The sequence below is a fragment of the Rhodococcus sp. TAF43 genome (assembly GCF_052113525.1).
GTDB lineage: Bacteria > Actinomycetota > Actinomycetes > Mycobacteriales > Mycobacteriaceae > Prescottella.
In genome coordinates this window covers 1-23,588 of sequence record NZ_JBFRDL010000053.1, presented here as the reverse complement: position 1 = coordinate 23,588, position 23,588 = coordinate 1, and the positions used below count along the sequence as shown (strand labels likewise).

Below are 23,588 nucleotides of genomic sequence, written 5' to 3'. Positions count from 1 at the left end.
GGCCGCGCATGGAGCGGTGCGACTCAGGCTTCGAGGATCGCGAAGCCCTTGTAGCCGGATTCGGCGACCTCGGTGATGATCTCGCGGTAGGCGGAGAAACCGCCGAGGAACGGCATGAACACCCGCGGACGGCCGGGGATGTTGGCGCCGAGGTACCAGGAGTTCGCGGTGTTGAGCAGGGACGCCTCGGCGCGGGTGCGGCATTCCTCGACCCAGTCGGCGACGGACTCGGGGGTGCCCTCGATGCCGGCGGCGCCGCGGTCGTCGAGGTAGGCGATGGCGTCGGCCACCCAATCGACGTGGAGTTCGGAGTGCAGCACCATGTTCGCGAGCACCGACGGGCTGCCGGGGCCGGTGAGGTTGAAGAAGTTCGGGAAGCCGTCGATGCCGAGACCGAGGTAGGTCTCGGGGCCCGCAGCCCACTTCTCCTTCAGGCTGCGGCCGCCGCGTCCGACGATCTCGAGCTTCTCGAGCGAGCCGGTCATCGCGTCGAATCCGGTGGCGAGGACGATCGCGTCGAGGTCGTAGTGCGCGTCGGTGGTGTCGATGCCGTGCTCGTCCATGCCGACGATCGGCGCGGCCTTGAGGTTCACCAGTTCGACGTTGTCGCGGTTGTAGGTCTCGTAGTAGCCGCTGTCGGTGACAATGCGCTTGGCGCCGATCGCGTGATCGGTGGGAATCAGCAGTTCCGCGATCGCCGGATCGTCGATGACGGCGCGGACCTTCTCCTCCCAGAACTGCCGAGCGGTGTCGTTCGCGGCGAGGTCGGTGAGCTGGTCGGGGAACGTCTTGGAATACAGGACGCCGCCGAGTTGCCAGCGCTCCTCGTAGGCGGCGCGGCGCTCCTCCTCGGACAGCTCGAGGGCGGAGTGGGGGATCGCGCGGTGCGGGGATCCGCCGCCGGACTCCCGCGACAACCGGCGACGCTCGGCGTAGGTCGCCTTCTGCTCGGCGCGGGTGGCGTCGTCGAGCGGGGCGTTGCCCGCGGGCACGGAGTAGTTCGCGGACCGCTGGAATACGAACAGGCGCTCGGCCTGCTCGGCGATGTGCGGGATGGACTGGATCCCGGACGATCCGGTGCCGATCACACCGACACGCTTGCCGGTGAAGTCGACGCCCTCGTGCGGCCAGTACGCGGTGTGGAAGACGTCGCCGGTGAACGTGTCCAGGCCGGCGAAGTCGGGGGTGTTGGCGTTCGACAGCGGGCCGGCGGCGACGACGAAGAAACGGGCCGACACGACGTCGCCGCGGTCGGTGCTCACCGTCCACCGCAGCGTGTCCTCGTCGAGAACCGCTGAGGTGACCCGGGTTTCGAACTGGATGTCACGACGGATGTCGAAACGATCCGCGACGTGGTTGATGTACCGGAGGATCTCGGGCTGGGTGGCGTACTTCTCGCTCCAGTCCCATTCCTGCTCGAGTTCGGGGGAGAAGGAGTACGAGTAGTCGACGGATTCGACGTCGCAGCGGGCGCCCGGGTAGCGATTCCAGAACCACACCCCGCCCACGCCGCTGGCGGCCTCGAACGCGCGCACCGTCAAGCCCTGCTTGCGGAGCCGGTAGACGGCGTACACGCCGGCGATGCCCGCGCCCACGACCACGGCGTCGTACGAGGCGGTGATGGGTGCCGAATCCTGTCCGTTCACTGAAGAGTCCTTCCATGAGCGCGAGGTGCCCGACCCTGAAGATGGACCAGACCCCGCGGTCCCTGCGATGAATCCACGCTATGGCGGGGTGGCATGCCTGGGCAGCGGACCATCCCGCCCAGCGGGTCGTTTCGGCGGAACAGGGACCTTCGGCGCTCGACGAAAACGGCGTCTTGCAGGGCGGATGTGTCCCGAGCCGGGGCGGGGAAGGTTCCCGCCACGAGGGACGCAAGGAGGGCCCTCCGCGACCTCGGTAACCTGGCGTCGTGCCTACCCCTACTCCTGACGCGACGAGCGCCCGCGTGGACAGTTGGACCTGGGCGGTGCGGCTGTTCAAGACCCGGTCCCAGGCGGCCACCGCGTGCCGGTCCGGTCATGTCCGGGTGAACGGCACGCCGGCGAAGGCGTCCGTGCAGGTCAAGCCCGGCGACGAGGTGCGCGTGCGGGTCTCCGGTGTCGAGCGGATCGTCGTCGTGGTGCGGCCCATCACGAAGCGGGTCGGCCCGCCGGTCGCCGCCGAGTGCATGCAGGACAACAGCCCGCCGCCGCCCTCGCCCGAGGTGATGGCGTCGCAGCCCCGCCGCGATCGCGGTGCGGGCCGCCCCACCAAGCGCGAGCGGCGCGACCTGGAGAAACTCCGCGGGTTGTAGGCCGGATCCGCGATCCGATCGAGACCCCCGGGACCGTTGACACCCCCGAGAAAGTGGCAGACACTTTCAAAAGGAATGAGGTGCCAATTCGGAGGTTCTCTCATGATTTCGACCTCGGGTTCTGTTTCTGCCACGTCCCGCCGCCGCTGGTGGGCCCTGACGGCGCTGTCGGTCGCGGTCTTCGCGATCGGCATCGACCTGATGGTGCTCACGGTCGCGCTGCCCACGCTCGCCCGGGACCTCGACGCGACCACGTCGTCGCTGCAGTGGTTCTCGACGTCCTACACCCTGGTGCTCGCCGCGGCCCTGCTGCCCGCCGGCAGTTTCGGGGACCGGATCGGACGACGGAAGTTGCTGCTGATCGCGATGGCGCTGTTCGGTCTCGCGTCGCTCGCGTGCGCCTACTCACAGACCGGTGCGCAGCTGATCGGCGCCCGTGCGGTGCTCGGACTCGCCGCTGCCGCGATCATGCCGATGTCGATGGCGGTGCTGCCGATCCTGTTCCCCGACAAGGCGGAGCAGCAGCGGGCGCTGACGATCTGGGTCACCGCCACCGCGCTCGGGTTGCCGCTCGGTCCGATCCTCGGTGGGTGGCTGCTCGGGCACTTCTGGTGGGGTTCGGTGTTTCTCGTGAACGTCCCGCTGGTGTGCGTCGGCCTCGTCTCGGTCGCGCTCCTGGTGCCCGAGTCGCGCAGCAGTGCGCCCGGACGTTTCGACGTCGCCGGCGCGCTGCTCTCCTCCACCGGACTGCTGGCCCTGACCTACGGCTTCATCACCGCCGGCAGCGACGGCTGGGGTACCGACCAGGTCCTGGTGTCTCTCGGTGCGGGTGTCGTGCTGTTAGCGGCGTTCCTGTTGTGGCAGAGCCGGTCCGGGAACCCGCTCGTCGACCTCGCGCTGCTCGCCGATCGGGACTACGCGTTCGGCGCGGGGCTGACGACGCTCGTGAACTTCGTGATGTTCGGCCTGCTGTTCTCGCTGCCGCTGTATCTGGGCTCGGTGTTGGGGGCCGACGCGCTCGGTATCGGGGTGCGGTTGCTGCCGATGATCGCCGGACTGGTCCTGGGCACTCGACTCGCCGACCTGCTGGCCCGAATTCTGGGCCCGGGAACGCTCATCGCCCTCGGATTCGCGGCGCTGGTCGGAGCGTGCCTGCTCGGCACCACCATGACCGTCGACTCCGGCTACGGGCCGGCCGCGACGTGGCTGACGATCGCCGGGGTGGGGCTGGGACTGGTGATGCCCACCGCGATGGCTGCCGCGATCGGCGCGCTGTCGCCCGAACGATCCGGGGCGGGATCGGCTCTGGTGCAAGCGCTTCGGCAGGCCGGCGGAACCATCGGCGTCGCCGTGCTGGGCACCGTCCTCGCCGCCGGCTATCACTCGCACCTGCCGTCCACGGCGCTGCCGGAGCCCGCGCAGCCCGCGGTCTCGGATTCGGTGAGCAGTGGTGTGGCCGTGGCCCGGTCGCTGAATCTGCCCACGCTCGAGGAGCAGGTACAGGCGGCTTTCGTGCACGGCATGGTCTCGGCGCTGTGGGTCAGTGCCGCGCTCGCGGTCGTCGGCGGGGTGATCGCGATCATCGGGCTGCCCGTGCGCCGACAGGTCGAGACCGAGGCCGACTCGTCCGTCGATGAGGAACACTGGGCGCATGAGCACGTCGACTGAGCAGTTGGGACTGCGCGAACGGAAGAAGCTCCGGACGCGGGCCCAGATTCGCGAGCACGCGATGCGGCTGTTCACCGAACAGGGTTACGCCGCGACCACCGTCGAGCAGATCGCGGCCGCCGCGGAAGTCTCACCGAGCACGTTCTTCCGCTACTTCCCGAGCAAGGAGCAGTTGATCCTCATCGACGACCTCGATGCGCCGATCCTCGAGGCCGTCGCCGCGCAGCCGCCGGAGGTGCCCCCGCTGACCGCGTGTCGGCAGGCCTTCGAGCAGGTCCTGTCGGCGCTCTCGGCGGAGGAGCGAGAGGCGGAACGCACCCGGCAGCGGTTGCTGTTCGGTGTGCCCGAACTGCGCGCGGCGATGATCGGTGAGCTCACCCGATCGATCGGCGTCCTCGCGGACGCGATCGGTTCTCGCGTCGGCCGACCCGCCGACGAGTTCGAGGTTCGGGTTCTCGCCGGTGTCATCGCGGGCGCCGTGCTGGGCGCCGTCGGCGGTGATGCCGCAGATCCGCCGGATCTGGCCGTATTCGTGCGGGCGATCGAATTCCTCGAGCAGGGTATGCCCCTCTCGTGAGGTTTCAGACGCATCTCAGAATCCGGCTCTACCCTGAACTGTCGGCCGAAGAGAGTAGGTGTCTCGCACCATGACGAACCCCGAGGATCCGCGCGATCCCCGCACCCCGCAGGAACGCGCGTACGACCCAGCCGAACAGGCGCGGCCGTCGGACGAGACCGTCCAGTGGGCACGTACCGGCGACGACAGCACACAGCAGATTCCGCCGGTTGCCCCGGACCAGCCCACCGAGCAGTACTACACGGCCGATCCCTACCAGGCGTACGGTTCGCCGCCGCCGAATGCGACCCAGGCGTATCCCACGTACGACCCGCGCCTCGATCCGCAGGCTCCGCTGTCGAATCCGACGCAGGCGTACCCGACGTACTACGCGCAGGGCGGGTACCCGCCGCCCGGCTATCCGCCGCCCGGCCAGCCGCCGACCGGTGAGGTGCCGTCCATCGAGACCACGCCCGAGCACAAGCCCGGCCGCAGGGTGGGCCTGTGGGCGGCCGTCGGCGCCGGCGCCGTGCTGCTGGCGCTCGGCCTGGGCATCGGGTTCCTGCTGAACAGCGGCGGCCCCGACAACTCGACCACCGCCTCGGCCCCGTCGATCCGCACGTCGGCACCGACGGTGCCCGGGCAGCCACGCAGCACCGCGCCACCCACGTCGGCGCCCGACACGACGTCCCCGCTCGAGAGCATTCCCGGCGGTGTCGGCGAATTGATCGGCAAGGCGGGCACGGCGATGGGCACCATCACCGCCAACGACGGCGGCACGCTCACCGTCGACTCGATCGGCGGAACCAAGGTCACCGTGTTCACCACTGCCGACACCACGCTGATCTCCCTCACCGCGAACACCATCGCCGATCTGAAGCCCGGCGAATCGGTGCTGGTGCAGGGTGACAAGGTCGAGGGCGGCGCCGTCACCGCGAAGTTGATCATCGGCACGACACTTCCCAACTTCGGTAACTGACGCGCGGCACCGGATGCCCGGATCAGGCCCGGGAGTGGCTAGGCTGACCCTCGATGACGGCTATGTGGTTCGGATTGGCAGTGATAGCGCTCGCGGGTGCTGTCGCGCTGCTCTATGTCGATCGTTCGCGACGCGACCAGACCGGTCGAGTCCGGCAGATCTGGGCGAAGGCGCAGGGATACACGTACAACTCCTCCGACGACCATCTGCCGTCGGAGTGGCATCGTGCGGCCCTGTCCAAGCAGGAGTATCTCGGTGCGGTGGACGTCGTGCGGGGTATCCGCCGGGGTGAGCAGTTCGTGCTCTTCGACCTCGAGGACACCGCCACGATCGTCGCGGTGCACCGCGAGGTGGGCTCGGACGTCGACATCGACCTGCGTCTGAAGTCGACCCCGCCGCCGCGCGACACCGACCTGAACCTGCTCGGGGCGATCGGGCCGCGCGTGGTGTTCGCGACCGATCTCGAGATCGCGCGCCGGGTGTGCGACCAGCGCATGGTGGCGTTCACCGAGACGGTGCCGCCGCAGCTGCAGATGCTGTGGAGCGAGGGCCAGTGGACGCTGGGCTCGCTGCCGGTAGGCAGCTCCGGGCGGGACTGGGACGCGGCGATCGAGGCCGTGGCCCGGCTGTCGGGAATGCTCCGGGTGCTACCGCCCGCCACCGAACCGCCGGCCATGGAGCCCGCCGCGCACGATCCGGGTCGCCCGGTGGCGCAGGAGCCCGTCGAATAGCGGCCTCCGCCCCGTCCCAGTAGATTCCGCATCTGTGGTTGTTGTGTCGGGTGTTGTTCTTGTTCTTGTTGTGGCTGTAGTGAGTGCTGCGGTCTGGGTGACGGTCTCCGTCCGGCAGCTCCGCCGGACCGACGCCAGCGTGCGTGCGGCCCTCGGGTTGGTCCACGTCGAGCTCGATCGCCGGTACCAATACATCCCCGGCCTGGTCCTGGCCGCCGCGGAGACGGTGGGCCGTGAGCTCGTGAACACCGTGTCGGGGGCCCGCAGCCTGGCCATGCGGATCCGCGAGGAGGACCTCGACCCGCGCCGGCAGGCTGGCGCCGAGAATGCGTTGTCCGAGGCGCTGCAGTCCCTGCTCGCCACCGCCAACCGTTACCCGGCGCTGCGCAACGACTGGGCGTTCACGCGGCCGAGCCACGAGATCGAACAGACCGAGGCGCGGCTGGCCGGCGCGATCCAGGTCTACAACGACATGGCCGGACGCCTCGACCGCTCGCTCACGACGTTCCCGACAGGGCTGATCGCGCGCAGAATCGGGATCGTGGGGGCGCAGCCGTTCGAGGCGACGATCCTCGAGGTGCCCACGTCGGGAACGAAGGATGCGGACGCCGGGGACGACGGCGTCGCCGATGTCGCGGCCTGAGGGCCGCAGGCACTGTGACCGGGCCCCCTCGCTAGGCTCGACCCGACGAAATATGTCTGACTTCAAAGGTGATGGGAGCGGCCGATGACGGATCGCGACGAGCTCGCTGCGCTGGTGCGCGAGCTGGCGGTGGTGCACGGAAAGGTGACCTTGTCCTCGGGCAAGGAAGCCGACTACTACGTGGACCTGCGCCGCGCGACGCTGCACCACCGCGCCGGCCCGCTGATCGGCAAGCTGCTGCGCGAACTGGTCGCCGACTGGGATTTCGTGTCCGTCGGCGGTCTGACGATGGGCGCCGACCCGGTCGCGATGGCCGTCATGCATGCGGAGGGACGCCCGATCGACGCGTTCGTGGTCCGCAAGGCCGCCAAGGCGCACGGCATGCAGCGCCAGATCGAGGGCCCCGACGTCGTCGGCAAGCGCGTCCTGGTCGTCGAGGACACCACCACCACCGGCAACTCGCCGCTCACCGCCGTCAAGGCGCTGCGTGACGCGGGCGCCATCGTGGTGGGTGTCGCCACCGTCGTCGACCGGGCCACCGGCGCCGACGCGATCATCGCCGCCGAGGGACTCGAGTACCGCTCGCTACTGGGTCTCGACGACCTGGGTCTGAGCTAGTTCTGAGCTAGTACTGCAACGGCACTCGTAGCGGGCCCCCGGGCTCGGTAGTGCGGTACCCGGCAATGCACTGGCTGTTCACGTCAGGCCCCCACGGGCCGTGCCGGTGGCGGCCGACCGCCGGTGCGGGATCACGCACAGGTTTGCGCGATCCCACACCGGCGACGGTCTAGTTCAGTCGTTCTTCTCGGTCAGCTCGCTACAGCATTGCGACGACGGATCATGACGAATCCGCCCGCCCCGAGTGCCAGCACTGCGCCGGCGGCGCCGGCGACGGCCGGGTTGATCATGGGTACGGCTGCGGTCTCGGCGGCCGGGTTCTCGAGGCACAGTGGACCGCCCGCACACGAAGCGGGGACTCCGGCAGGAATGTCCGCACGCTCCGACATCACCGTGACGAGGTTGTGGTCACCCTGACTTGCGTACGGCTTGACCGCGACCGCGTAGGTCACTGTCACCGACTGGCCCGGAGCCAAGGTCCCCGCGATACCGTGCACTCCGGAGCCTGAATCAGTCACGGACAGAGCCGCATTCTCGCTCGTCGGACCGGACACCAGGTCCGCGTCGTCGAGCAGACCGGAAAGCGTCAGGGCGCGATCCACCGCAATGGGTTGCTCACCGGTGTTGGTGAACGTCGAGGTGTAGTTCACGACCTGGCCGTCGGTGACCGGACCTGATGCGTCCGAGGTGTGGGTCACCTCGAGTGCGCCGGCAGAGGGAGTCTCGAGCTTCATGGAGACGTTGTCGATGTAGGAATCGAACGTCGTCCCGGTCCTCAGGCCATCGAGAAAAATATTGACGCTGCGACTGCCGGAGGGTACCGGAACCGTGATGGACTGGAGAGTGAACCCGGCGGTGTTGCCACGCTCCGCCGCGGCACCGAATGGTCCCAGGATATTGAGCATGCCCGCTTGTCCGAACCTGAAGCGCAATCTCATGCTGTCGTCGGAATCTGCGGTACCACCGAAGTAGGCCGACAGCTTCACACTCACAATTCCGGCGTCGATCTGGGTCAGGGCTGCGGCCGGCAGATTGAACGTCTGTAGCGCGCTCGCTGTGGGTTGGGATCCTGCATAGGTCATGGCGTTGTTGCCTCCGTCGAATGTTCCGACCTGGGCTCCGGTGCTGTCCACCACCGTCGGCGACACGCCGATGTCGGCATAAGGCGCGCCGGCAATGTTCACGTTCTTGAACCAACCCCCGCCGCCCTCGCCGTCGCCGTTGACCACCAGTTCCCCGGGAAACGTGTCCAGGGGTACTGCGCTCGACGGGGCTGCTGTCAGCATTCCTGCCGCACCTGCTGTCACGGCAACGAGCGTCGCACCGACCATGCGCCGGACCAACGAATTCACCTTCACGAAGTTCGCTCCATTCTCATGCGGCGTCATGTGCGCATGGAACGCGCTGCACTGCCACTGAATTCGACCTTCGCAGAATAGGGATCTCGCTGGCGGTGGGCGGCACGCGCAGGGTCAAGAGTGCGCGATCCCGCACCCGCCGTTCGCGTTACCGCACTACGGTGCGCCGTCCACTGGAGTCCACTCACGACGAGGACCACGGGCGCGCCGCCCCGGCATCGACCAACCCACCCAATCGATCACCGAACCGGACACAGACCTCCGAAAACGACACGGTCGCCGCAACCTCTCGGATCGAGAGTGTTGCGACGACCGCGTGAACCCGAGCGTGCGAAGGAACCCTTCAGCCGTTCAGCGTCAGGGGACGAGGAAGAAGGCGCTGACCGTCCCGTAGCCCGCCTGCGGGCGGAGTTCGTTGTACCACGGGCTGACCGGGCTCACCCCCATCGTCAGCGACGCGACCCCGGAACCGGGATTGATCTCCGTCCGGACGGTCTGGCCCGAGACCGCGAGAAGTTCGACGTCCTTGACCTGTCCGGCGAGGCGTCCGAAGTTCCATCCGACGCTGACCTTCACCTTGCAGACCGGATTCTGGGCCCAGCCCGGGCCGATGCCGTTCATGCCGCGCGGCGTGAAGGCGATGGTTGCGAGTCCCCGGCGTGCGGGATCGGTCTCGACGACGGTGTCGATGAGGCCGTTGCAGAAGTCGTTCTGCCCGAGCACCGGCAGAGTGGGCCCGTTGAACGTCGCGTGCACGAGCGGCGCGGGCGCCGGTGCGGCGCTCGCGGTTCCGGCGACGCCCGTGATTGCGGCCGCCGCGACAGCCGCGGCGCCGAATGCGCGCACGGCAAAGCTACGAAGCTTCATGTGAATCCCCCGTTGTTTCGATGTGTTTCGTTCCCCCGGCTGCCGGGTCGTCCGAGACGCCGCGACAGCCTCGAGCATGCTCACACAGAACGCGTTCCGACGCCAAACCGGGTGGTGGGTGGGGAATCGGGGGAGGTCGCATATCGTGATCCGATGCCGATCCGGAAGACGCGGACGACCCTGTCCGACGGGCGCGAGCTGATCTACTTCGACGACACCGAGCCGTATGTCGGCGGGGACGCGACCCGTGAACTGCACGACGGGCGCGGCCTGACGCCGGTCACCGCGCTGTCGACGATGCGCTACGACGTGCTCTCGGGGGAGTGGGTGACGCTCGCGGCGCACCGGATGGACCGCACGTTCCTGCCGGCGGCCGACGAGTGTCCGCTGTGCCCCACCCGGCCCGGACATCCGGCGACCGAGATTCCCGCCGACGACTACGACGTCGCGGTGTTCGAGAACCGCTTCCCGTCCCTGGCACCCGGTGCGGTGCTCGACTCCGATCACGTTGACGGAGAATCGCTCTGGCCGCAGCGGCCTGCGGACGGTCGATGCGAGGTGGTCTGCTTCACCAGTGACCACGACCGTGCGTTCGCCCAGTTGCCGCTGTCCCGTGTGCGCACGGTGCTCGACGCCCTCCGGGACCGGACACGCGAACTGTCGGCGCTGCCGGGTATCGCGCAGGTCTACTGCTTCGAGAATCGCGGCGAGGAGATCGGGGTGACGCTGGCGCACCCACACGGGCAGATCTACGCCTATCCGACGCTGCCGCCGCGCACCGCGGTGCTGCTGCGACAGGCCGAGCAGCACCGCACCCGCACGGGACGTTCGCTCCTGCGCGACGTCCTCGACGCCGAACGCCGCGCCGGCACCCGGGTGGTCGTGGAGGGGGAGCGCTGGACGGCGTACGTGCCGGCAGCCGCGCGCTGGCCGGTGGAGTTGCACGTGGCGCCGCACCGGGACGTCGCGGACCTCACCGAACTCGACGACGCCGAACTCGACGAACTCTCGCACCTGTACCTCGACCTGCTGGGCCGCCTCGACCGGTTCTTCGACGGTGTCGACCGTCTGCCGTACATCGCCGGCTGGCACCAGGCGCCGGTCGGCGGGGGGCGCGAACTGGGAAGGCTGTACCTGCAGGTCTTCTCGCTGATGCGCTCGCCGCACCGGATGAAGTTCCTCGCCGGCTCCGAATCGGGGATGGGCGCGTGGATCAGCGACACCACACCCGAACGCATCGCGGCACGATTCCGTGAGGTTGCTCCGTGACCGCCTCATGGTTCCGCGCGGAGACCGACCGCGCACTGTCCGCGGCGGCGGGCGAGTTCTTCCGGGCCGAGTTCGGGGCGGACCCGGGCGGTGCCTGGGCGGCCCCCGGCCGGGTGAACCTGATCGGCGAGCACGTCGACTACGCGGGCGGGCTGTGCCTGCCGATCGCGCTGCCGCACAGCACGGTTGTCGCGGTTTCGCCGCGAACGGACGGGCTGATCCGGGTGCGCTCCACCGACGGCGCCGGGTGGGAGGGGCGTCTCGACGACGTCGGACCCGGCCGCCCGCAGGGCTGGGCGTCGTATCCGGCCGGCGTGGTGTGGTCGCTGCACGAGAGTGGGCTGCTGCCGGACGGATTCGGCGGCGTGGACGCGGCATTCGTGTCGACGGTGCCGATCGGGGCGGGACTGTCGAGTTCGGCGGCGCTGGAGTGTTCGCTGGCGCTCGCGCTGGCACCCGACGCGGACCGCGCGGACCTGGCCGCAGTGTGCGTCCGCGCCGAGAACGACATCGCGCTCGCTCCGACGGGTGGCATGGACCAGGCGGCGTCGCTGCGGGCATCGGAAGGTCATGCGCTGCTGCTGGATTCGGATTCGGGTGCGATCTCGCACGTGCCGTTCGCGCCCGAGGGCCTGTCGCTGCTGGTCGTCGACACCCGCGCCCCGCACCGCCTCGTCGACGGGCAGTACGCGAAACGTCGGGCCGCGGTGGAGCGCGCGGCCCGACGGCTCGGAGCCCCGCTGCGTGATCTCGCCGACCGCGGCCGCGACGGCATGGACGCGGTGCGGGGGTTGAAGGACGACGTGCTGCGCCGCCGGGCGTGGCACGTGATCAGTGAGATCGCGCGCGTCCGGCTCGCCGTGGAGGCGTTGGAGTCCGGCGACTTCGCCGAGTTCGGGCGCCTGCTCTACGCGTCGCACATGTCGCTCGCCCGGGACTTCGAGGTGTCGTGCCCCGAACTCGACAACGCCGTCGAGAGCGCCATGATCGCCGGGGCGCTGGGTGCGCGGATGACCGGTGGCGGGTTCGGTGGATCGGCGATCGCGCTGATGCCTACCGGCCGCGTGAACGAGGCGACCGAGACGATCCTGCGCCGTGCACGGGAGCGGGGCCTGACCGAGCCGGCCTTCGCGACCGTCGCCGCGTCGTCCCCGGCGCGCCGGCTGCACTGACCTCTCGCGTTTCGCGCACTTATCGGTGTTGCGAGGGCCTCCGCGGGACCGATAAGTGCGCAAAACGCGGGGTGGGTTCCCGTGGATCGGGACGAGCGGGTCCGTCGGGCGGCACCGCCGCGTCATGCTCGGGGCACGACGCTGCGAGCGTGTGAAGGGACCCTTCAGCTGATAGGCGGGAACGGCCAGAAGCTCAGTCCGCGTCGCCGACCGTGACGGCCGTGGCCTCCTCGATGCTGTGCGGCTCCGGATCGTGATCGTCGACGTGCGCCAACACCTTTCGTCCGGTCGACAGGACGACGATCGCGGCGACGGTAAGCAGCGCGCCGAGCCAGAACGGAGCGTGGACGTTGTGCTCGCCGAGCTTGCCGGCGACGTACGGGGCGGCGGCGCCGCCGACGAAGCGGACGAAGCTGTACGCGGCCGACGCGGTCGAACGTTCGACGGGCGCGGAGATCATGACGGTCTCGGTGATGAGGGTGTTGTTGACGCCCAGGAAGAGTCCGGCGAGGACGACGCACACGACGAGGGCCGGCTTCGAATCGGTGAACAGGCCCATCGCGGCGAGGTCGACCGCGAAGAGGGCGAGCGACGCCATCATCATCGGCAGCGTGCCGAACCGGCGCTGCAGGCGCGGTGCGAGGAACACCGACGAGATCGCCAACATCACGCCCCAGCCGAAGAAGATGAAGCCGATCGAGTACGCGCCCATGTCCAGCGGGAACGGGGTGTACGCGAGCAGCGTGAAGAACCCGTAGTTGTAGAGCAGCGCGGTGATCGCGACCGTCAGGAGACCGCGGTGGCGAAGGGCCAGGAACGGTGCGGCCAGCGATGTCCGGTGCTGCGGCTTGGGCGCTTTCGGCAGCATCACCGAGATGAGGATGAACGCGATGGCCATCAGCGTAGCGACGCCGAAGAACGGTGCGCGCCAGCTGATGTTGCCCAGTACGCCGCCCACGAGCGGGCCGACGGCGATGCCGATGCCGAGCGCGGCCTCGTACAGGATGATCGCTTGCGCCACACCGCCACTCGCGGCCCCGACGATCGCGGCCAGCGCGGTCGCGATGAACAGCGCGTTGCCCAGGCCCCAGCCGGCGCGGAAGCCGACGATCTGGTTGATGGTGTCCGAGGCGCCGGCCGCAGCCGCGAACACCACGATGATCGCCAGGCCCCACAGCAGCGTCTTCTTGGCGCCGATGCGGCTGGAGATCACGCCGGTGAACAGCATCGCGACGCCCGTGACCAGCATGTAGCTGGTGAACAGCAGCGACACCTGCGACGGGGTCGCGTCGAGCTGTTCGGCGATGGGCTTGAGGATGGGGTCGACCAGGCCGATGCCCATGAAGGCGATGACGCTGGCGAAGGCGACGGCCCACACCGCCTTCGGTTGCTGCAGAATGCCGGGCTTCTCGGTTCCGGCGGCGACGGTCGCGGTGCTCACATGCCCCTCCTCGGGTGTGTCAGTTGTCGGTGGCGGCGGTCCGGATGATCGCCCTGAGTTCGCCGAGACCCTCGGCCAGTCGCTGCAACTGCACCGGCTCGAGGTGCGCGAAGTGCGGGGCCAGGTCGGCGGCGACGGCCCGGCGGGCCTCGGTGAGCCAGCGTCGGCCGTCGTCGGTGATGCCGACCAACACGGCGCGGCAGTCGTCGGGGTCGGGCTCCCGTGAGACCAGTCCCTCCTCGCCGAGCCGTTTGAGCAGTGCCGTGGCGGACGGTTGGGAGCAGCGGTCCAGGCGCGCGAACGTGCTGACCCGCACCGCGCCCTGCTCCTCGAGCAGTGACAGTGCCCGCATCCACGGACGCGGGTGGTCGTCGGTCGCGAGGGCCGACGCGAGGCGGGTGAAGCGGTGCGCATTGCTGACGAGATCGACGAGTAGGTCGCGAAGCTGGGGATCTGGCGAACTCACTCCAAAAGATTACATAAGCTAACTATCTATGTAAACCCTCTCGATTCGGGGTGCTCGCGCGAATCCCCGGCGACCCGCGCTGCGACATGTCCGCAGAAGCCGGCGGTGCGGCGGTACGGTCGAGCCCGAATCCGGACACGAGGGAGTGGGTATGGCGTTCGCGAGCATCAAGAAGTGGGGAATCGAGCATGCGGTGTTCGTGGGCGCCACCGCGGCCACGGTGTACGGCGCGGTGACCGGGAGCGAACGCGTCCAGCAGGTCGCCAAGCCGCTCATGGCACCGGCCCTCGCGACGCGGGTGCTGCGTCGGCGCGACGACCTGGACACCGCCGACACCGTCCTGCTCGTCGCCGGACTGGCCGCGGCCACCGTCGGCGACGTGTTCATGATCGACCCCGACGTCGACGCCCGCCTGCGTCGCGGTGCGACGTCGTTCGGCGTCATGCAGACCAGCTACTCGTCGCTGCTGCTCCGCCGCGGCGCCAGGCCTCACCGCGCCACCGCCCTGCCGCGGCTCGGGGCGTGGGCGGGGGCATCGGGACTGCTGCACGCCAAGGCACCGACGGTGGCGAAGACGCTCACCGGCTACGGATTCCTGCTCGGCACCACCGCGACGCTCGCCGCCGATCCGGCTCTCGCGCCGGGCGCCTCCGACGTCGCGGGGCTGCCGGTGCCGAACCGTCGCGATCGACGCAGCTGGCTCGGCCTCGGTGGGCTGTTGTTCACCGGCTCCGACGGCCTGATCGTGGTGCGGAAGCTGTTCCTGCGCGGCGAGAAGTCGCGTGCCGTCGCGGAAGGCGCCATCCTCGCGTCGTATGCCGCGGCCCAGCTGTTGCTCGTCGAGGGGATGATCGAGCTCGGGCGTCGCGCCACGGCGCGGAACCGCTAGGGGCAGATCAGGATGCGGTCTCGGTTGCGCGGATCGACGCGGATCGAGATGGTCTCGCCCGCGACGAACCGGTCCCGGTTCTCCGGGAGCACCTCGTAGAGGACCTTGCCGGTGTACGACTCCGATCCGGGCACCGTCAGCGCCAGATCCAGCTCGGTGAGTTCGCCGTTGTCGACGGTGCGCCGGATGGGCTGGGCATGCTTGATCTTCGCCCAGCCCTCGAGGCCGTGCCGGGCGAGTCTGCGCTCGGAACGCGTGGGGCGGTCGGCCCACATCATGCCCAGCCCCAGCGCCGAGCCGTAGGCCGCGAGGAGCCCGCCGACCTGGTACGGGATGGTCCCGGGAGCGGTGTGATCGATCAGCCATCCCAGCCAGATCGACAGGACGATGACGTAGCTGACGCTGATGAAGCAGACGGTGCGAACAATGCGTGGGTGGTTCATGGCCTTCTTCGTCCGGGGGCCGACGCCGGAAGTCGACCGCGCGAACGTCACTCTCTCCGATCGCCTCCAGCCTATCCATCCGGCGCCTAGCCTGTCGGCATGCCTCCCACATCACGACGCACCGTGTTCATCACCGGCGCGGCCGCTGGCATCGGCCGCGCGACCGCCCTGAAGTTCGCCGACTCCGGTTATGTCGTCGGCGCCTACGACATCGACGAGGACGGTCTCGAGTCGCTCCGCGCGGAGATCGCCGGTCGTGGTGGACGAGCGCGGACCGGTGTCCTCGACGTCACCGCTCCGGACGAGTGGAAGGACCGTCTGGCCGAGTTCACGTCCGACGACAGGCGGCTCGACATCCTCGTCAACAACGCCGGAGTGCTGTCGTCGGGGCGCTTCYAGGACATTCCCACCGAGGTGCACCGTCGGATGATCGACATCAACGTCGGCGGCACCGTGAACGGGACGCTCGCGGCGTTCGAGTACCTGAAGGAGACGCCGGGCGCCCAGGTGGTGAACCTGTGTTCGGCGTCGGCCATCTACGGTCAGCCCGAACTGGCGACCTACAGTGCCACCAAGTTCGCGGTACGCGGTCTCACCGAAGCGCTCGACCTGGAATGGCGCGCCCACGACATCCGGGTGATCGACATGTGGCCGTTGTTCGTCGGGACGGGGATGGTGCGCGGAATGTCCATCGGCAGTACCCGATCGCTCGGTGTCCGACTCAACGCGGAGGAGGTCGCCGGCGCGATCTTCGACGCGACACGGGGCCGCCGTCGCCTGCTGCCCAAGGTGCATTATCCCGTCGGCCGGCAGGCGAAGGTGATGTCGGCGGCCGCGCAGTTCTCCCCGCAGTGGCTCACCCGGATGACGAACCGGCTGCTCACCCGCAGTTGAGAACAGTCGCCCGGGGCGGCGACTAGAGTTCGATGTCGGTCGATCGGTCGGGAATTCGTCAGGAGTGCACTGTGCGTCGGGTATCGCTGCTGGGTGTGGGGGCCTGCGCCGCCGTGGCCGCGGTCCTGACTCTGAGCGGGTGCGACGGATCGCCGGACACCCCGGCGCAGGCCGAGGCGACCAGCACCGCCGTGGCGCCGACCACGACGACGACCGCCCCGGCGCCCACCACGACGACGGTGCCGGTCACCACGACGACGGAGAGCACCACGACGTCCGCGGCGGCCACCACGACGCTCACCGACGTGCAGTTCCAGCGCAACGAGTCGTATTTCTTCACCTCGCCCGACGGCACTTTCAGCTGCGGCATCGTGAGGCTGCCGAGCCGCACCGAGGCGGGCTGCGAGGGGCCGACGAGCCCGATCCCGCCCCGGCCCGACGACTGCATCGTCAGCTGGGGCAACGGGATCCGCGTCGAGAACGTCGGTCGTGGCGGGTTCATGTGCTCGGGCRGACGGGTCTACACGTCCGGGGCGGGCGCCGATCCGGTGCTGGCGCCCGGCGTCGAACTAGCCCAGCTCGGCTTCACGTGCACGACCACGGCGACCTCGGTGACATGCACCAATGACGAGACCGGCCACGGCTTCACCGTCGCCCCCGATTCGAACGAGACGTTTTGAGCACTGACGACACGAAACCGACCGCCGTCACCGACGAGGCCGACGCACCCGGCCCCACCGAATGGGGTGAGCATCCGTACGGCGTCGGCCCGTGGCTCGAGGAGCACGGGGCGCCGCTGCCCGACGATCCGCGGTACGACCCGCAACTGCTGGCCGAGGGGGACCGCCGCAATGTCGTCGATGCCTACCGCTACTGGACGCGGGAGGCCATCGTCGCCGACATCGACGTCCGGCGGCATCCGCTGCACGTCGCGATCGAGAACTTCGCGCACGACGCCAACATCGGCACCGTCGTGCGGACCGCGAACGCGTTCGCGGCGGCGGCCGTGCACATCGTCGGCCGACGACGCTGGAACCGGCGCGGCGCCATGGTCACCGACCGCTATCAGCACCTGGTGCACCATGCCGACCTGGACGAACTCGCCGTGTTCGCAAGGGACAACGGGCTGACGGTCGTCGCGGTCGACAACACTCCCGGCTCGGTCCCGATCGAGACGGTGGAGCTGCCACGCGACTGCCTGCTGTTGTTCGGGCAGGAGGGCCCCGGCGTCACCGAACAGGGGCACGCGGTGGCGTCGATGACGGTGTCGATCGCGCAGTTCGGGTCCACCCGCAGCATCAACGCGGGCGTCGCGGCGGGCATCGCGATGCACACCTGGATACGTCAGCACGCGAATCTCGGCCGCGCCTGGTAGCGGAAGTGTCCACGTCCGGGCAAGATCGGTAGGCATGCAGCGCGAATGGTCCGCTCGTGCGGACGCCGCGGAGAACGCGGTGATCACTCGGCACATTCGCCGCGTCTGGGGGATACCGGGTACTGCACTCGCAGTTGTCGCGTGGCCCGCGGTGCGGCGGGAACGAGTGTTCGTGCACTGGCACTACTGGTGGCAGGCACACCTCATCAACTGCACCGTCGACGCCGCCGAACGAAATCCCACCACGCGACGTCGGCGCCGGTTGACGAGACTCATTCGCGGTCACCGCATCCGGAACTTCTCCGGGTGGACCAACAGCTACTACGACGACATGGCGTGGCTCGGGCTCGCACTCGAGCGTGCCCAGCGGATGCAGCTGATCGACAATCGCAAGGCCCTGGCAACGCTCGAATCGCAGCTGTTCGACGCCTGGTCGCCCGACGAGGGCGGCGGTATCCCGTGGCGCAAGCACTCGGATTTCTTCAACACTCCCGCGAACGGCCCGGCCGGGTTGATGCTCGCCCGGAGCGGTCGGTTGTGGCGGGCGCAGGCGATGGCCGATTGGATCGACGACACGCTCCGGGATCCGGAGACGGGTCTGATCTTCGACGGAATCCGCAGCGACGGGACGATCGAGCGCAACATCTACTCGTACTGCCAGGGGACGGTGCTCAGCCTCGAGACGGAGCTCGCGGTCCGCATGGGCTCGCCACGTCATCGGCTGCGGGTGCATCGGTTGGTCGACGCCATCGACGAGCGGCTCACCAAGGGTGGTGTCATCCGCGGCGGGGGCGGCGGCGACGGCGGATTGTTCAACGGGCTCCTCGCCCGGTATCTGGCACTGGTCGCGCTCATGCTGCCGGGGGACGCCCCGGAGGACCTGCGGGCGCGGCGCATCGCGGCGCAGCTGGTGCTCGGTTCGGCCGAGGCCGCGTGGGAGAACCGACTGCAGGTCGAGGAGCTGCCCCTGTTCGGCAAGGACTGGAGCCAGCCCGCGTTGCTGCCGGGGCTGGGAGCGGGAATCGCGACCGTCTCCGCTGGATCGGTGCACTCGTCCGACATCGCGGAACGGGATTTCTCGGTGCAGCTCAGCGGGTGGCTGCTGATGGAGTCGGCCTATCTGGTCTCGGCGGCGGGATATCCGAAACGGCGGTGACGGCCGGTCAGTCGTGCACCTCGTCGACGAGCACGTCCTCGGCGGGCTTGGACATCTCGCGTCGGTACCCCCACACGCCCAGCCCGGTGGCGATCACCAGCAGGGCCACCATGGTGCCGAGCACGACCGGCATCAGCCACGGCACGCGCTCGAGCACGGAACCGAAGTAGTAGCCGAGGAGCAGCAGCACCGGCGCCCAGATGACCGCGCCGATGCTGCTGGCCGTGGTGTAGCGGCGATGGTCCATGTTCGCCGCGCCGGCGACCATCGGACACAGCGTGCGGACCCACGGGATCCAGCGCGCCACCAGCACCGCCCAGAACCCGTGCCGGTCCAGCAGGACGTTGACCTTGTGCAGGTTCTTCGCGTTGACGTACTTGCCGTTGCGCCGGGCCACGAGGTGATGGCCGCTGCGTTTGCCGATCGCGTAGCCCACCTGGTTGCCGGCGATCGCGGCACCCATCGCACCGACGGACAGCGCCCACGTGTGCTGGGCGCCGGACCCGTGCGTGGCCAGCACGATGCCGGCGGTGACCAGCATGGAGTCGCCGGGCAGGAACAGCCCGACGAGGAGAGCGCATTCGAGGAAGACGAAGGTGAGTACGACGATCCACACCAGTGCGGGACCGGCGGATTCGAGCGGTCCGAATGATCCGGCCGCAGTGATCATCGTCAAACGGTCGGGTCTTGGGGAGCGCTGACCCGATCGGGCTCGGTGGCGGTCTCGGCGGGCCGGGACTTACGGGACGAGAAGAAGCGCTTGCCGATCTCGACGATGATCGGGATGACCGACACGAGGACGATTCCGATGAAGATGTAGTCGATGTTGTCGGCGATGAACTGGAACTGTCCGAGCCAGAAGCCGAGGAGGGTGACGCCCGCGCCCCACACGATGCCGCCGACGATGTTGTACGTGATGAACGTCGAGTACTTCATCTTCGAGGCGCCGGCGACCAGCGGTGCGAACGTGCGCACGATCGGCACGAAGCGGGCCAGGAAGATCGTGATCGGGCCGTGCTTCTCGAAGAACGCGTGGGACTCGTCGATGTAGCTCTTCTTGAAGAACTTCGCGTCGTCGGACTTGAAGAGGGCCGCGCCGCCCTTCGTGCCGATGAAGTACCCCACCTGGTCGCCGAGGATGGCGGCGATGGGAATGGTCACCATCAGCACCCACAGCGGGGCGAACGGCTCGACCTCGGCGGACTTCGACGCCGCGATGAGGCCCGCGGTGAAGAGCAGCGAATCGCCCGGCAGCAGCGGGAACAGCAGGCCGGACTCGATGAAGACGACCAGCAGGAGGCCGACCAGCATCCAGGTGCCGAACGAGTTCAACAGGTTGACGGGATCGAGGAATCCCGGCAGCAATGCCAGATTCGTGGTCACGGACTCCGAGGCTGCCAGCACATTCACGCGCACAAGACTACCGGCGGCCGCTGAGAGCGCGCTGAGTCGACCGTGCCCGGCGAGCCGACACCGAGCCGACACCAGGGGAGGCGCTTACGCGCCAGGGTTGCCATACTGCATAGACCACCGGCGCGCCGTCACAGTCGGCCGCGCCCCCGAACCGTCACATGGAGGACAGCCGCCGTGCCTATCGCAACTCCCGAGGTCTACGCCGAGATGCTCGGTCGGGCCAAGGAGCACTCCTTCGCCTTCCCCGCCATCAACTGCACCTCGTCCGAGACCATCAACGCGGCCATCAAGGGCTTCGCGGACGCCGGCAGTGACGGCATCATCCAGTTCTCGACCGGTGGCGCGGAGTTCGGTTCGGGCCTCGGCGTCAAGGACATGGTGACCGGTGCGGTCGCGCTCGCCGAGTTCGCGCACGTCATCGCCGCCAAGTACGACGTGACGATCGCGCTGCACACCGACCACTGCCCCAAGGACAAGCTGGACACCTTCGTCCGTCCGCTGCTCGCGATCTCGCAGGAGCGCGTCAACAAGGGCCAGAACCCGCTGTTCCAGTCGCACATGTGGGACGGCTCGGCCATCCACATCGACGAGAACCTGGAGATCGCCCAGGATCTGCTGAAGCTGTCGAAGGCCGCGAACATCATCCTCGAGGTCGAGATCGGCGTCGTCGGCGGTGAAGAGGACGGCGTCGAGGCCGAGATCAACGACAAGCTGTACACGTCGCGCGAGGACTTCGAGAAGACTGTCGACGCCCTCGGTGTCGGCGAGAACGGCAAGTACCTGCTGGCCGCGACGTTCGGCAACGTGCACGGTGTCTACAAGCCGGGCAACGTCGTCCTCAAGCCGGAGGTGCTGGCCGAGGGCCAGGCCGCGGCCGTCGCGAAGCTGGGCCTCGCGGACGGCTCCAAGCCGTTCGACTTCGTCTTCCACGGCGGCTCGGGCTCGCTGAAGTCGGAGATCGAGGACTCGCTGCGCTACGGCGTCGTGAAGATGAACGTCGACACCGACACCCAGTACGCGTTCTCGCGCCCCATCGCCGGCCACATGTTCGCCAACTACGACGGCGTCCTGAAGATCGACGGCGAGGTCGGCAACAAGAAGGTCTACGACCCGCGCAGCTACCTCAAGAAGGCCGAGGCCGGCATGACCGCCCGCGTCATCGAGGCCTGCAACGACCTCAAGTCCGCGGGACGTTCCGTCTCCGCCGGCTAGTCCGAGGCTTCTTCCTCACCATCGCATTCTGCGCACCTGCCACCGAGTGGCAGGTGCGCAGAATGCGTTGCGGGGGCCCGACGGGGCGCGGGTGCCTCAGTCGGGGTCGCAGACCTTCCAGGTGCCGTCGACGCGTTCGAGGTCGAACGTGCGCGGCGAGGCGTCCGTCGGGTTGGCCTGCGTGTGTGCGGTGACCTGCGCGATGGCGGAGTCGCCGGTGATCTGGACCGTGTCGATGCCCGTGACGACCGGGACGTTCCCCTGCGCGACGGCGTCGCGGTGCACGCTCGCGAACTCGGTGGGCGGGATGTCGCGGTAGAAGTCGGCGAGCGTGCCGCAGGTCGACGACTGCAGGGTCGCCAGGTCGCCGGACCCGAGGGCGCCGACGAACGTGTCGACGGCGTCGCGGACCTTGGACTCGTCGGCCCCGTGCGCGCCGCCGCGGGCGATGACGAAGCCGGTGACCCCGAGAGCGGCGAGCACGCCGACGACTGCGACAGTCGACGCGATGATCCAGCCGCGCCGCCCACCGGGCTTCGTGGCCGGGGCGACCGGATCGATGCGCTGCGGGCCGGCGCCGGCCGGTGTGGCGCGAGACTGGTTGTCGTTCGGGTCGGGCACGGGACGCCTCTCGGTCCGGGAGTGGGATCGACTGGTGGGCAGCCTATCGGCCCGCGTACGACGCCGGGCACGGTGGACGTAACCTGGACGCCATGACGTCTTTCGGTGATCTTCTCGGCCCGCAGCCCACCCTGCTCCCCGGTGACGAGGACGCGGAGTCGGACCTGCTCAACCACGAGGACCCGGCGAAGGTCGCCGCGGCGCACCCCACCGCGTCGATCGCGTGGGCGTACCTGGCGGAGGCGGCTCTCGAGCAGGGGCAGACCATCACCGCGTACGCGTACGCGCGCACCGGCTACCACCGCGGGCTCGACCAGTTGCGCCGCAACGGGTGGAAGGGCTTCGGTCCGGTCCCGTTCAGCCACGAGCCCAACCGCGGCTTCCTGCGCTGCGTCGCGGTCCTGGCGAAGGCCGCCCAGGCAATCGGTGAGAACGACGAGTACGCACGCTGCCTGGACCTGCTCGAGGACTGCGATCCGCGGGCCGCAGAAGCACTTGGTCTCGGCTAGCCGCTTCGTTCCCCGCCCGGCAGCGGGTAAGGAGCGCGCGCAGGCGTCGGTCCGTCGCCTGCGCGCGTCGGCGCTGCCGGTGCTGCAATGCGCCCTGGCGGCGGGCCTCGCGTGGTGGTTCGCCACCGAGATCGTCGGACACACCCGACCGTTCTTCGCGCCGATCGCGGCGGTGGTCTCGCTGGGCCTGTCGCTCGGTGCACGCCTGCGCCGATCGGTGGAGTTGGTCTGCGGTGTGACGGTCGGCATCGGTGTCGGCGACCTGCTGATCTCGCTGATCGGCACCGGAGCGTGGCAGATCACGCTCGTCGTCGCCTTGGCGATGTCCACGGCGGTGCTGATCGGCAGCGGGCCCATCTTCTCGATGCAGGCAGGCACGTCCGCCGTGCTGGTCGCGACGCTGCTGCCGCCGGGCGACGCCGCCGGCGTCGACCGGATGGTCGACGCCCTGGTCGGCGGACTGGTGGGTATCGCGGTGGTCGCGATCGTGCCCACGCATCCCGTGCGCCGGGCCCGGCGGGACGCCGCCGGCATCCTCGCGACCGCGGCCGAGGTGCTGCAACTGGTCGCCGACGGGCTCATCGAGAACGATCCCAAGCCGATCGAGAAGGCCCTGCGCAAGGCCCGCGCGACGCAGTCGGCGATCGATTCGCTGCGCAGCAATCTGTCGGGTGGCAAGGAGATCAGCCGGATCTCACCGCTGTACTGGGGCAGTCGCGCCCGCCTGGCCCGGCTCACGGCGACAGCCGATCCGATCGACAACGCGATGCGCAACATTCGGGTGCTCTCGCGCCGGTCGCTCTCGCTGGTGCGCGACGACGAGATCCTCGACCCACGTCTCGTCGACGAGATCGAGAAGCTCTCGCACGCCCTCGACGTGCTGCGCCGGATGATTCTCGCCGAACCGGGGGAGCAACCGGATCAGGCGGAGGCGGCCCGGGTGCTGCGGACCGTCGCGTCGGGCATGAAGCCCGAGCTCGTCGAGAGGGCCGGCATCTCCGCGACCGTGGTG

General features: G+C 69.1%; 26 protein-coding genes. 17 read left to right on the top strand and 9 right to left on the bottom strand.

Features of this window, described 5'->3' with window-relative positions; translation table 11 throughout:
- Window positions 1-23: 23 nt before the first annotated feature.
- Window positions 24-1,646 carry a flavin-containing monooxygenase gene (locus tag AB4Z09_RS24615; protein WP_429516048.1) on the bottom strand — a complete coding sequence of 541 codons (1,623 nt, stop codon included), beginning with the start codon at window positions 1,644-1,646 and terminating at the stop codon, window positions 24-26.
- 266 nt (window positions 1,647-1,912) lie between these two features.
- On the opposite strand from AB4Z09_RS24615, the gene AB4Z09_RS24610 reads away from it, so the two are divergent.
- From AB4Z09_RS24610 to pyrE, 7 genes are all read left to right on the top strand, one after another.
- Window positions 1,913-2,296 carry an RNA-binding S4 domain-containing protein gene (locus tag AB4Z09_RS24610; RefSeq protein WP_442240883.1) on the top strand — a complete coding sequence of 128 codons (384 nt, stop codon included), beginning with the start codon at window positions 1,913-1,915 and terminating at the stop codon, window positions 2,294-2,296.
- Window positions 2,297-2,398: 102 nt separating this feature from the next.
- On the top strand, window positions 2,399-3,964 hold the full coding sequence (locus AB4Z09_RS24605) for a DHA2 family efflux MFS transporter permease subunit (RefSeq protein ID WP_442240882.1): 1,566 nt from the start codon (window positions 2,399-2,401) through the stop codon (window positions 3,962-3,964).
- On the top strand, window positions 3,948-4,541 hold the full coding sequence (locus AB4Z09_RS24600; RefSeq protein WP_254622639.1) for a TetR family transcriptional regulator: 594 nt from the start codon (window positions 3,948-3,950) through the stop codon (window positions 4,539-4,541). Before AB4Z09_RS24605 ends, AB4Z09_RS24600 begins: the two co-directional genes overlap by 17 nt.
- A 70-nt stretch (window positions 4,542-4,611) precedes the next feature.
- Complete coding sequence (locus tag AB4Z09_RS24595) at window positions 4,612-5,499, top strand: DUF5666 domain-containing protein (RefSeq protein WP_174913013.1); 888 nt, start codon at window positions 4,612-4,614, stop codon at window positions 5,497-5,499.
- A 53-nt stretch (window positions 5,500-5,552) separates the two neighbouring features.
- On the top strand, window positions 5,553-6,230 hold the full coding sequence (locus AB4Z09_RS24590) for a hypothetical protein (RefSeq protein WP_174913010.1): 678 nt from the start codon (window positions 5,553-5,555) through the stop codon (window positions 6,228-6,230).
- A gap of 79 nt (window positions 6,231-6,309) precedes the next feature.
- A complete protein-coding gene (locus AB4Z09_RS24585) occupies window positions 6,310-6,873 on the top strand; it encodes a LemA family protein (protein WP_254622638.1) in 564 nt (187 codons plus the stop codon).
- Between the two features lie 84 nt (window positions 6,874-6,957).
- A complete protein-coding gene (pyrE, locus tag AB4Z09_RS24580; protein ID WP_114721592.1) occupies window positions 6,958-7,491 on the top strand; it encodes an orotate phosphoribosyltransferase in 534 nt (177 codons plus the stop codon).
- Window positions 7,492-7,682: 191 nt separating this feature from the next.
- Here pyrE and AB4Z09_RS24575 read toward each other — a convergent pair whose 3' ends face one another.
- Both AB4Z09_RS24575 and AB4Z09_RS24570 read right to left on the bottom strand, forming a co-directional pair.
- Complete coding sequence (locus AB4Z09_RS24575; protein ID WP_442240881.1) at window positions 7,683-8,849, bottom strand: DUF7927 domain-containing protein; 1,167 nt, start codon at window positions 8,847-8,849, stop codon at window positions 7,683-7,685.
- Window positions 8,850-9,206: 357 nt separating this feature from the next.
- Window positions 9,207-9,716, bottom strand: coding sequence for a hypothetical protein (locus AB4Z09_RS24570; protein WP_114721596.1), 510 nt, complete (start codon window positions 9,714-9,716; stop codon window positions 9,207-9,209).
- A 153-nt stretch (window positions 9,717-9,869) separates the two neighbouring features.
- Here AB4Z09_RS24570 and galT point away from each other — a divergent pair, with 153 nt between their 5' ends.
- Window positions 9,870-10,985 carry a galactose-1-phosphate uridylyltransferase gene (gene galT, locus AB4Z09_RS24565; RefSeq protein ID WP_442240880.1) on the top strand — a complete coding sequence of 372 codons (1,116 nt, stop codon included), beginning with the start codon at window positions 9,870-9,872 and terminating at the stop codon, window positions 10,983-10,985.
- Window positions 10,982-12,157, top strand: a complete 1,176-nt coding sequence (galK, locus tag AB4Z09_RS24560) for a galactokinase (protein WP_442240879.1) — start codon at window positions 10,982-10,984, stop codon at window positions 12,155-12,157. Before galT ends, galK begins: the two co-directional genes overlap by 4 nt.
- 193 nt (window positions 12,158-12,350) lie before the next feature.
- On the opposite strand, the gene AB4Z09_RS24555 is transcribed toward galK, so the two are convergent.
- Window positions 12,351-13,598, bottom strand: coding sequence for an MFS transporter (locus AB4Z09_RS24555; RefSeq protein WP_114721602.1), 1,248 nt, complete (start codon window positions 13,596-13,598; stop codon window positions 12,351-12,353).
- A 19-nt stretch (window positions 13,599-13,617) separates the two neighbouring features.
- Window positions 13,618-14,064, bottom strand: a complete 447-nt coding sequence (locus AB4Z09_RS24550) for a MarR family winged helix-turn-helix transcriptional regulator (protein ID WP_114721604.1) — start codon at window positions 14,062-14,064, stop codon at window positions 13,618-13,620.
- Window positions 14,065-14,215: 151 nt separating this feature from the next.
- On the opposite strand from AB4Z09_RS24550, the gene AB4Z09_RS24545 reads away from it, so the two are divergent.
- A complete protein-coding gene (locus tag AB4Z09_RS24545) occupies window positions 14,216-14,953 on the top strand; it encodes a lysoplasmalogenase family protein (protein WP_442240878.1) in 738 nt (245 codons plus the stop codon).
- Here the strand turns inward: AB4Z09_RS24545 and AB4Z09_RS24540 are convergent.
- Window positions 14,950-15,396, bottom strand: coding sequence for a hypothetical protein (locus tag AB4Z09_RS24540; RefSeq protein WP_114721764.1), 447 nt, complete (start codon window positions 15,394-15,396; stop codon window positions 14,950-14,952). The genes AB4Z09_RS24545 and AB4Z09_RS24540 overlap by 4 nt on opposite strands.
- Window positions 15,397-15,495: 99 nt before the next feature.
- On the opposite strand from AB4Z09_RS24540, the gene AB4Z09_RS24535 reads away from it, so the two are divergent.
- Genes AB4Z09_RS24535 through AB4Z09_RS24520 form a run of 4 tightly spaced genes read left to right on the top strand, consistent with a single transcriptional unit; the run spans window position 15,496 to window position 18,821 of the window.
- Complete coding sequence (locus AB4Z09_RS24535; protein ID WP_442240877.1) at window positions 15,496-16,290, top strand: SDR family oxidoreductase; 795 nt, start codon at window positions 15,496-15,498, stop codon at window positions 16,288-16,290.
- 32 nt (window positions 16,291-16,322) lie between these two features.
- Window positions 16,323-16,970, top strand: a complete 648-nt coding sequence (locus AB4Z09_RS24530; protein WP_442240876.1) for a DUF6636 domain-containing protein — start codon at window positions 16,323-16,325, stop codon at window positions 16,968-16,970.
- The gene (locus AB4Z09_RS24525) at window positions 16,967-17,665 is read left to right on the top strand and encodes a TrmH family RNA methyltransferase (protein WP_174912984.1); all 699 of its coding nucleotides are present in this window, start codon (window positions 16,967-16,969) and stop codon (window positions 17,663-17,665) included. The genes AB4Z09_RS24530 and AB4Z09_RS24525 overlap by 4 nt, the downstream gene beginning before the upstream one ends.
- A 34-nt stretch (window positions 17,666-17,699) precedes the next feature.
- Complete coding sequence (locus AB4Z09_RS24520; RefSeq protein ID WP_174912981.1) at window positions 17,700-18,821, top strand: glycoside hydrolase family 76 protein; 1,122 nt, start codon at window positions 17,700-17,702, stop codon at window positions 18,819-18,821.
- A gap of 7 nt (window positions 18,822-18,828) precedes the next feature.
- Here the strand turns inward: AB4Z09_RS24520 and AB4Z09_RS24515 are convergent, their stop codons facing one another.
- Both AB4Z09_RS24515 and AB4Z09_RS24510 read right to left on the bottom strand, forming a co-directional pair.
- Window positions 18,829-19,491 carry a DedA family protein gene (locus tag AB4Z09_RS24515; RefSeq protein WP_114721614.1) on the bottom strand — a complete coding sequence of 221 codons (663 nt, stop codon included), beginning with the start codon at window positions 19,489-19,491 and terminating at the stop codon, window positions 18,829-18,831.
- A 2-nt stretch (window positions 19,492-19,493) separates the two neighbouring features.
- Window positions 19,494-20,225, bottom strand: a complete 732-nt coding sequence (locus AB4Z09_RS24510; protein ID WP_429516178.1) for a VTT domain-containing protein — start codon at window positions 20,223-20,225, stop codon at window positions 19,494-19,496.
- Window positions 20,226-20,408: 183 nt separating this feature from the next.
- Here AB4Z09_RS24510 and fbaA point away from each other — a divergent pair, with 183 nt between their 5' ends.
- A complete protein-coding gene (gene fbaA, locus AB4Z09_RS24505) occupies window positions 20,409-21,446 on the top strand; it encodes a class II fructose-bisphosphate aldolase (RefSeq protein ID WP_114721616.1) in 1,038 nt (345 codons plus the stop codon).
- Window positions 21,447-21,542: 96 nt separating this feature from the next.
- On the opposite strand, the gene AB4Z09_RS24500 is transcribed toward fbaA, so the two are convergent.
- On the bottom strand, window positions 21,543-22,067 hold the full coding sequence (locus AB4Z09_RS24500) for an Rv0361 family membrane protein (RefSeq protein ID WP_114721618.1): 525 nt from the start codon (window positions 22,065-22,067) through the stop codon (window positions 21,543-21,545).
- Window positions 22,068-22,159: 92 nt separating this feature from the next.
- Between AB4Z09_RS24500 and AB4Z09_RS24495 the strand changes: the two genes are divergently transcribed.
- Both AB4Z09_RS24495 and AB4Z09_RS24490 read left to right on the top strand, forming a co-directional pair.
- Window positions 22,160-22,576: a DUF3151 domain-containing protein gene (locus AB4Z09_RS24495; protein WP_114721620.1), complete on the top strand. Its 417-nt coding sequence runs from the start codon at window positions 22,160-22,162 to the stop codon at window positions 22,574-22,576.
- On the top strand, window positions 22,563-23,588 hold a 1,026-nt coding region (locus tag AB4Z09_RS24490; protein WP_442240875.1), incomplete at its 3' end, for an FUSC family protein. The genes AB4Z09_RS24495 and AB4Z09_RS24490, both read left to right, overlap by 14 nt.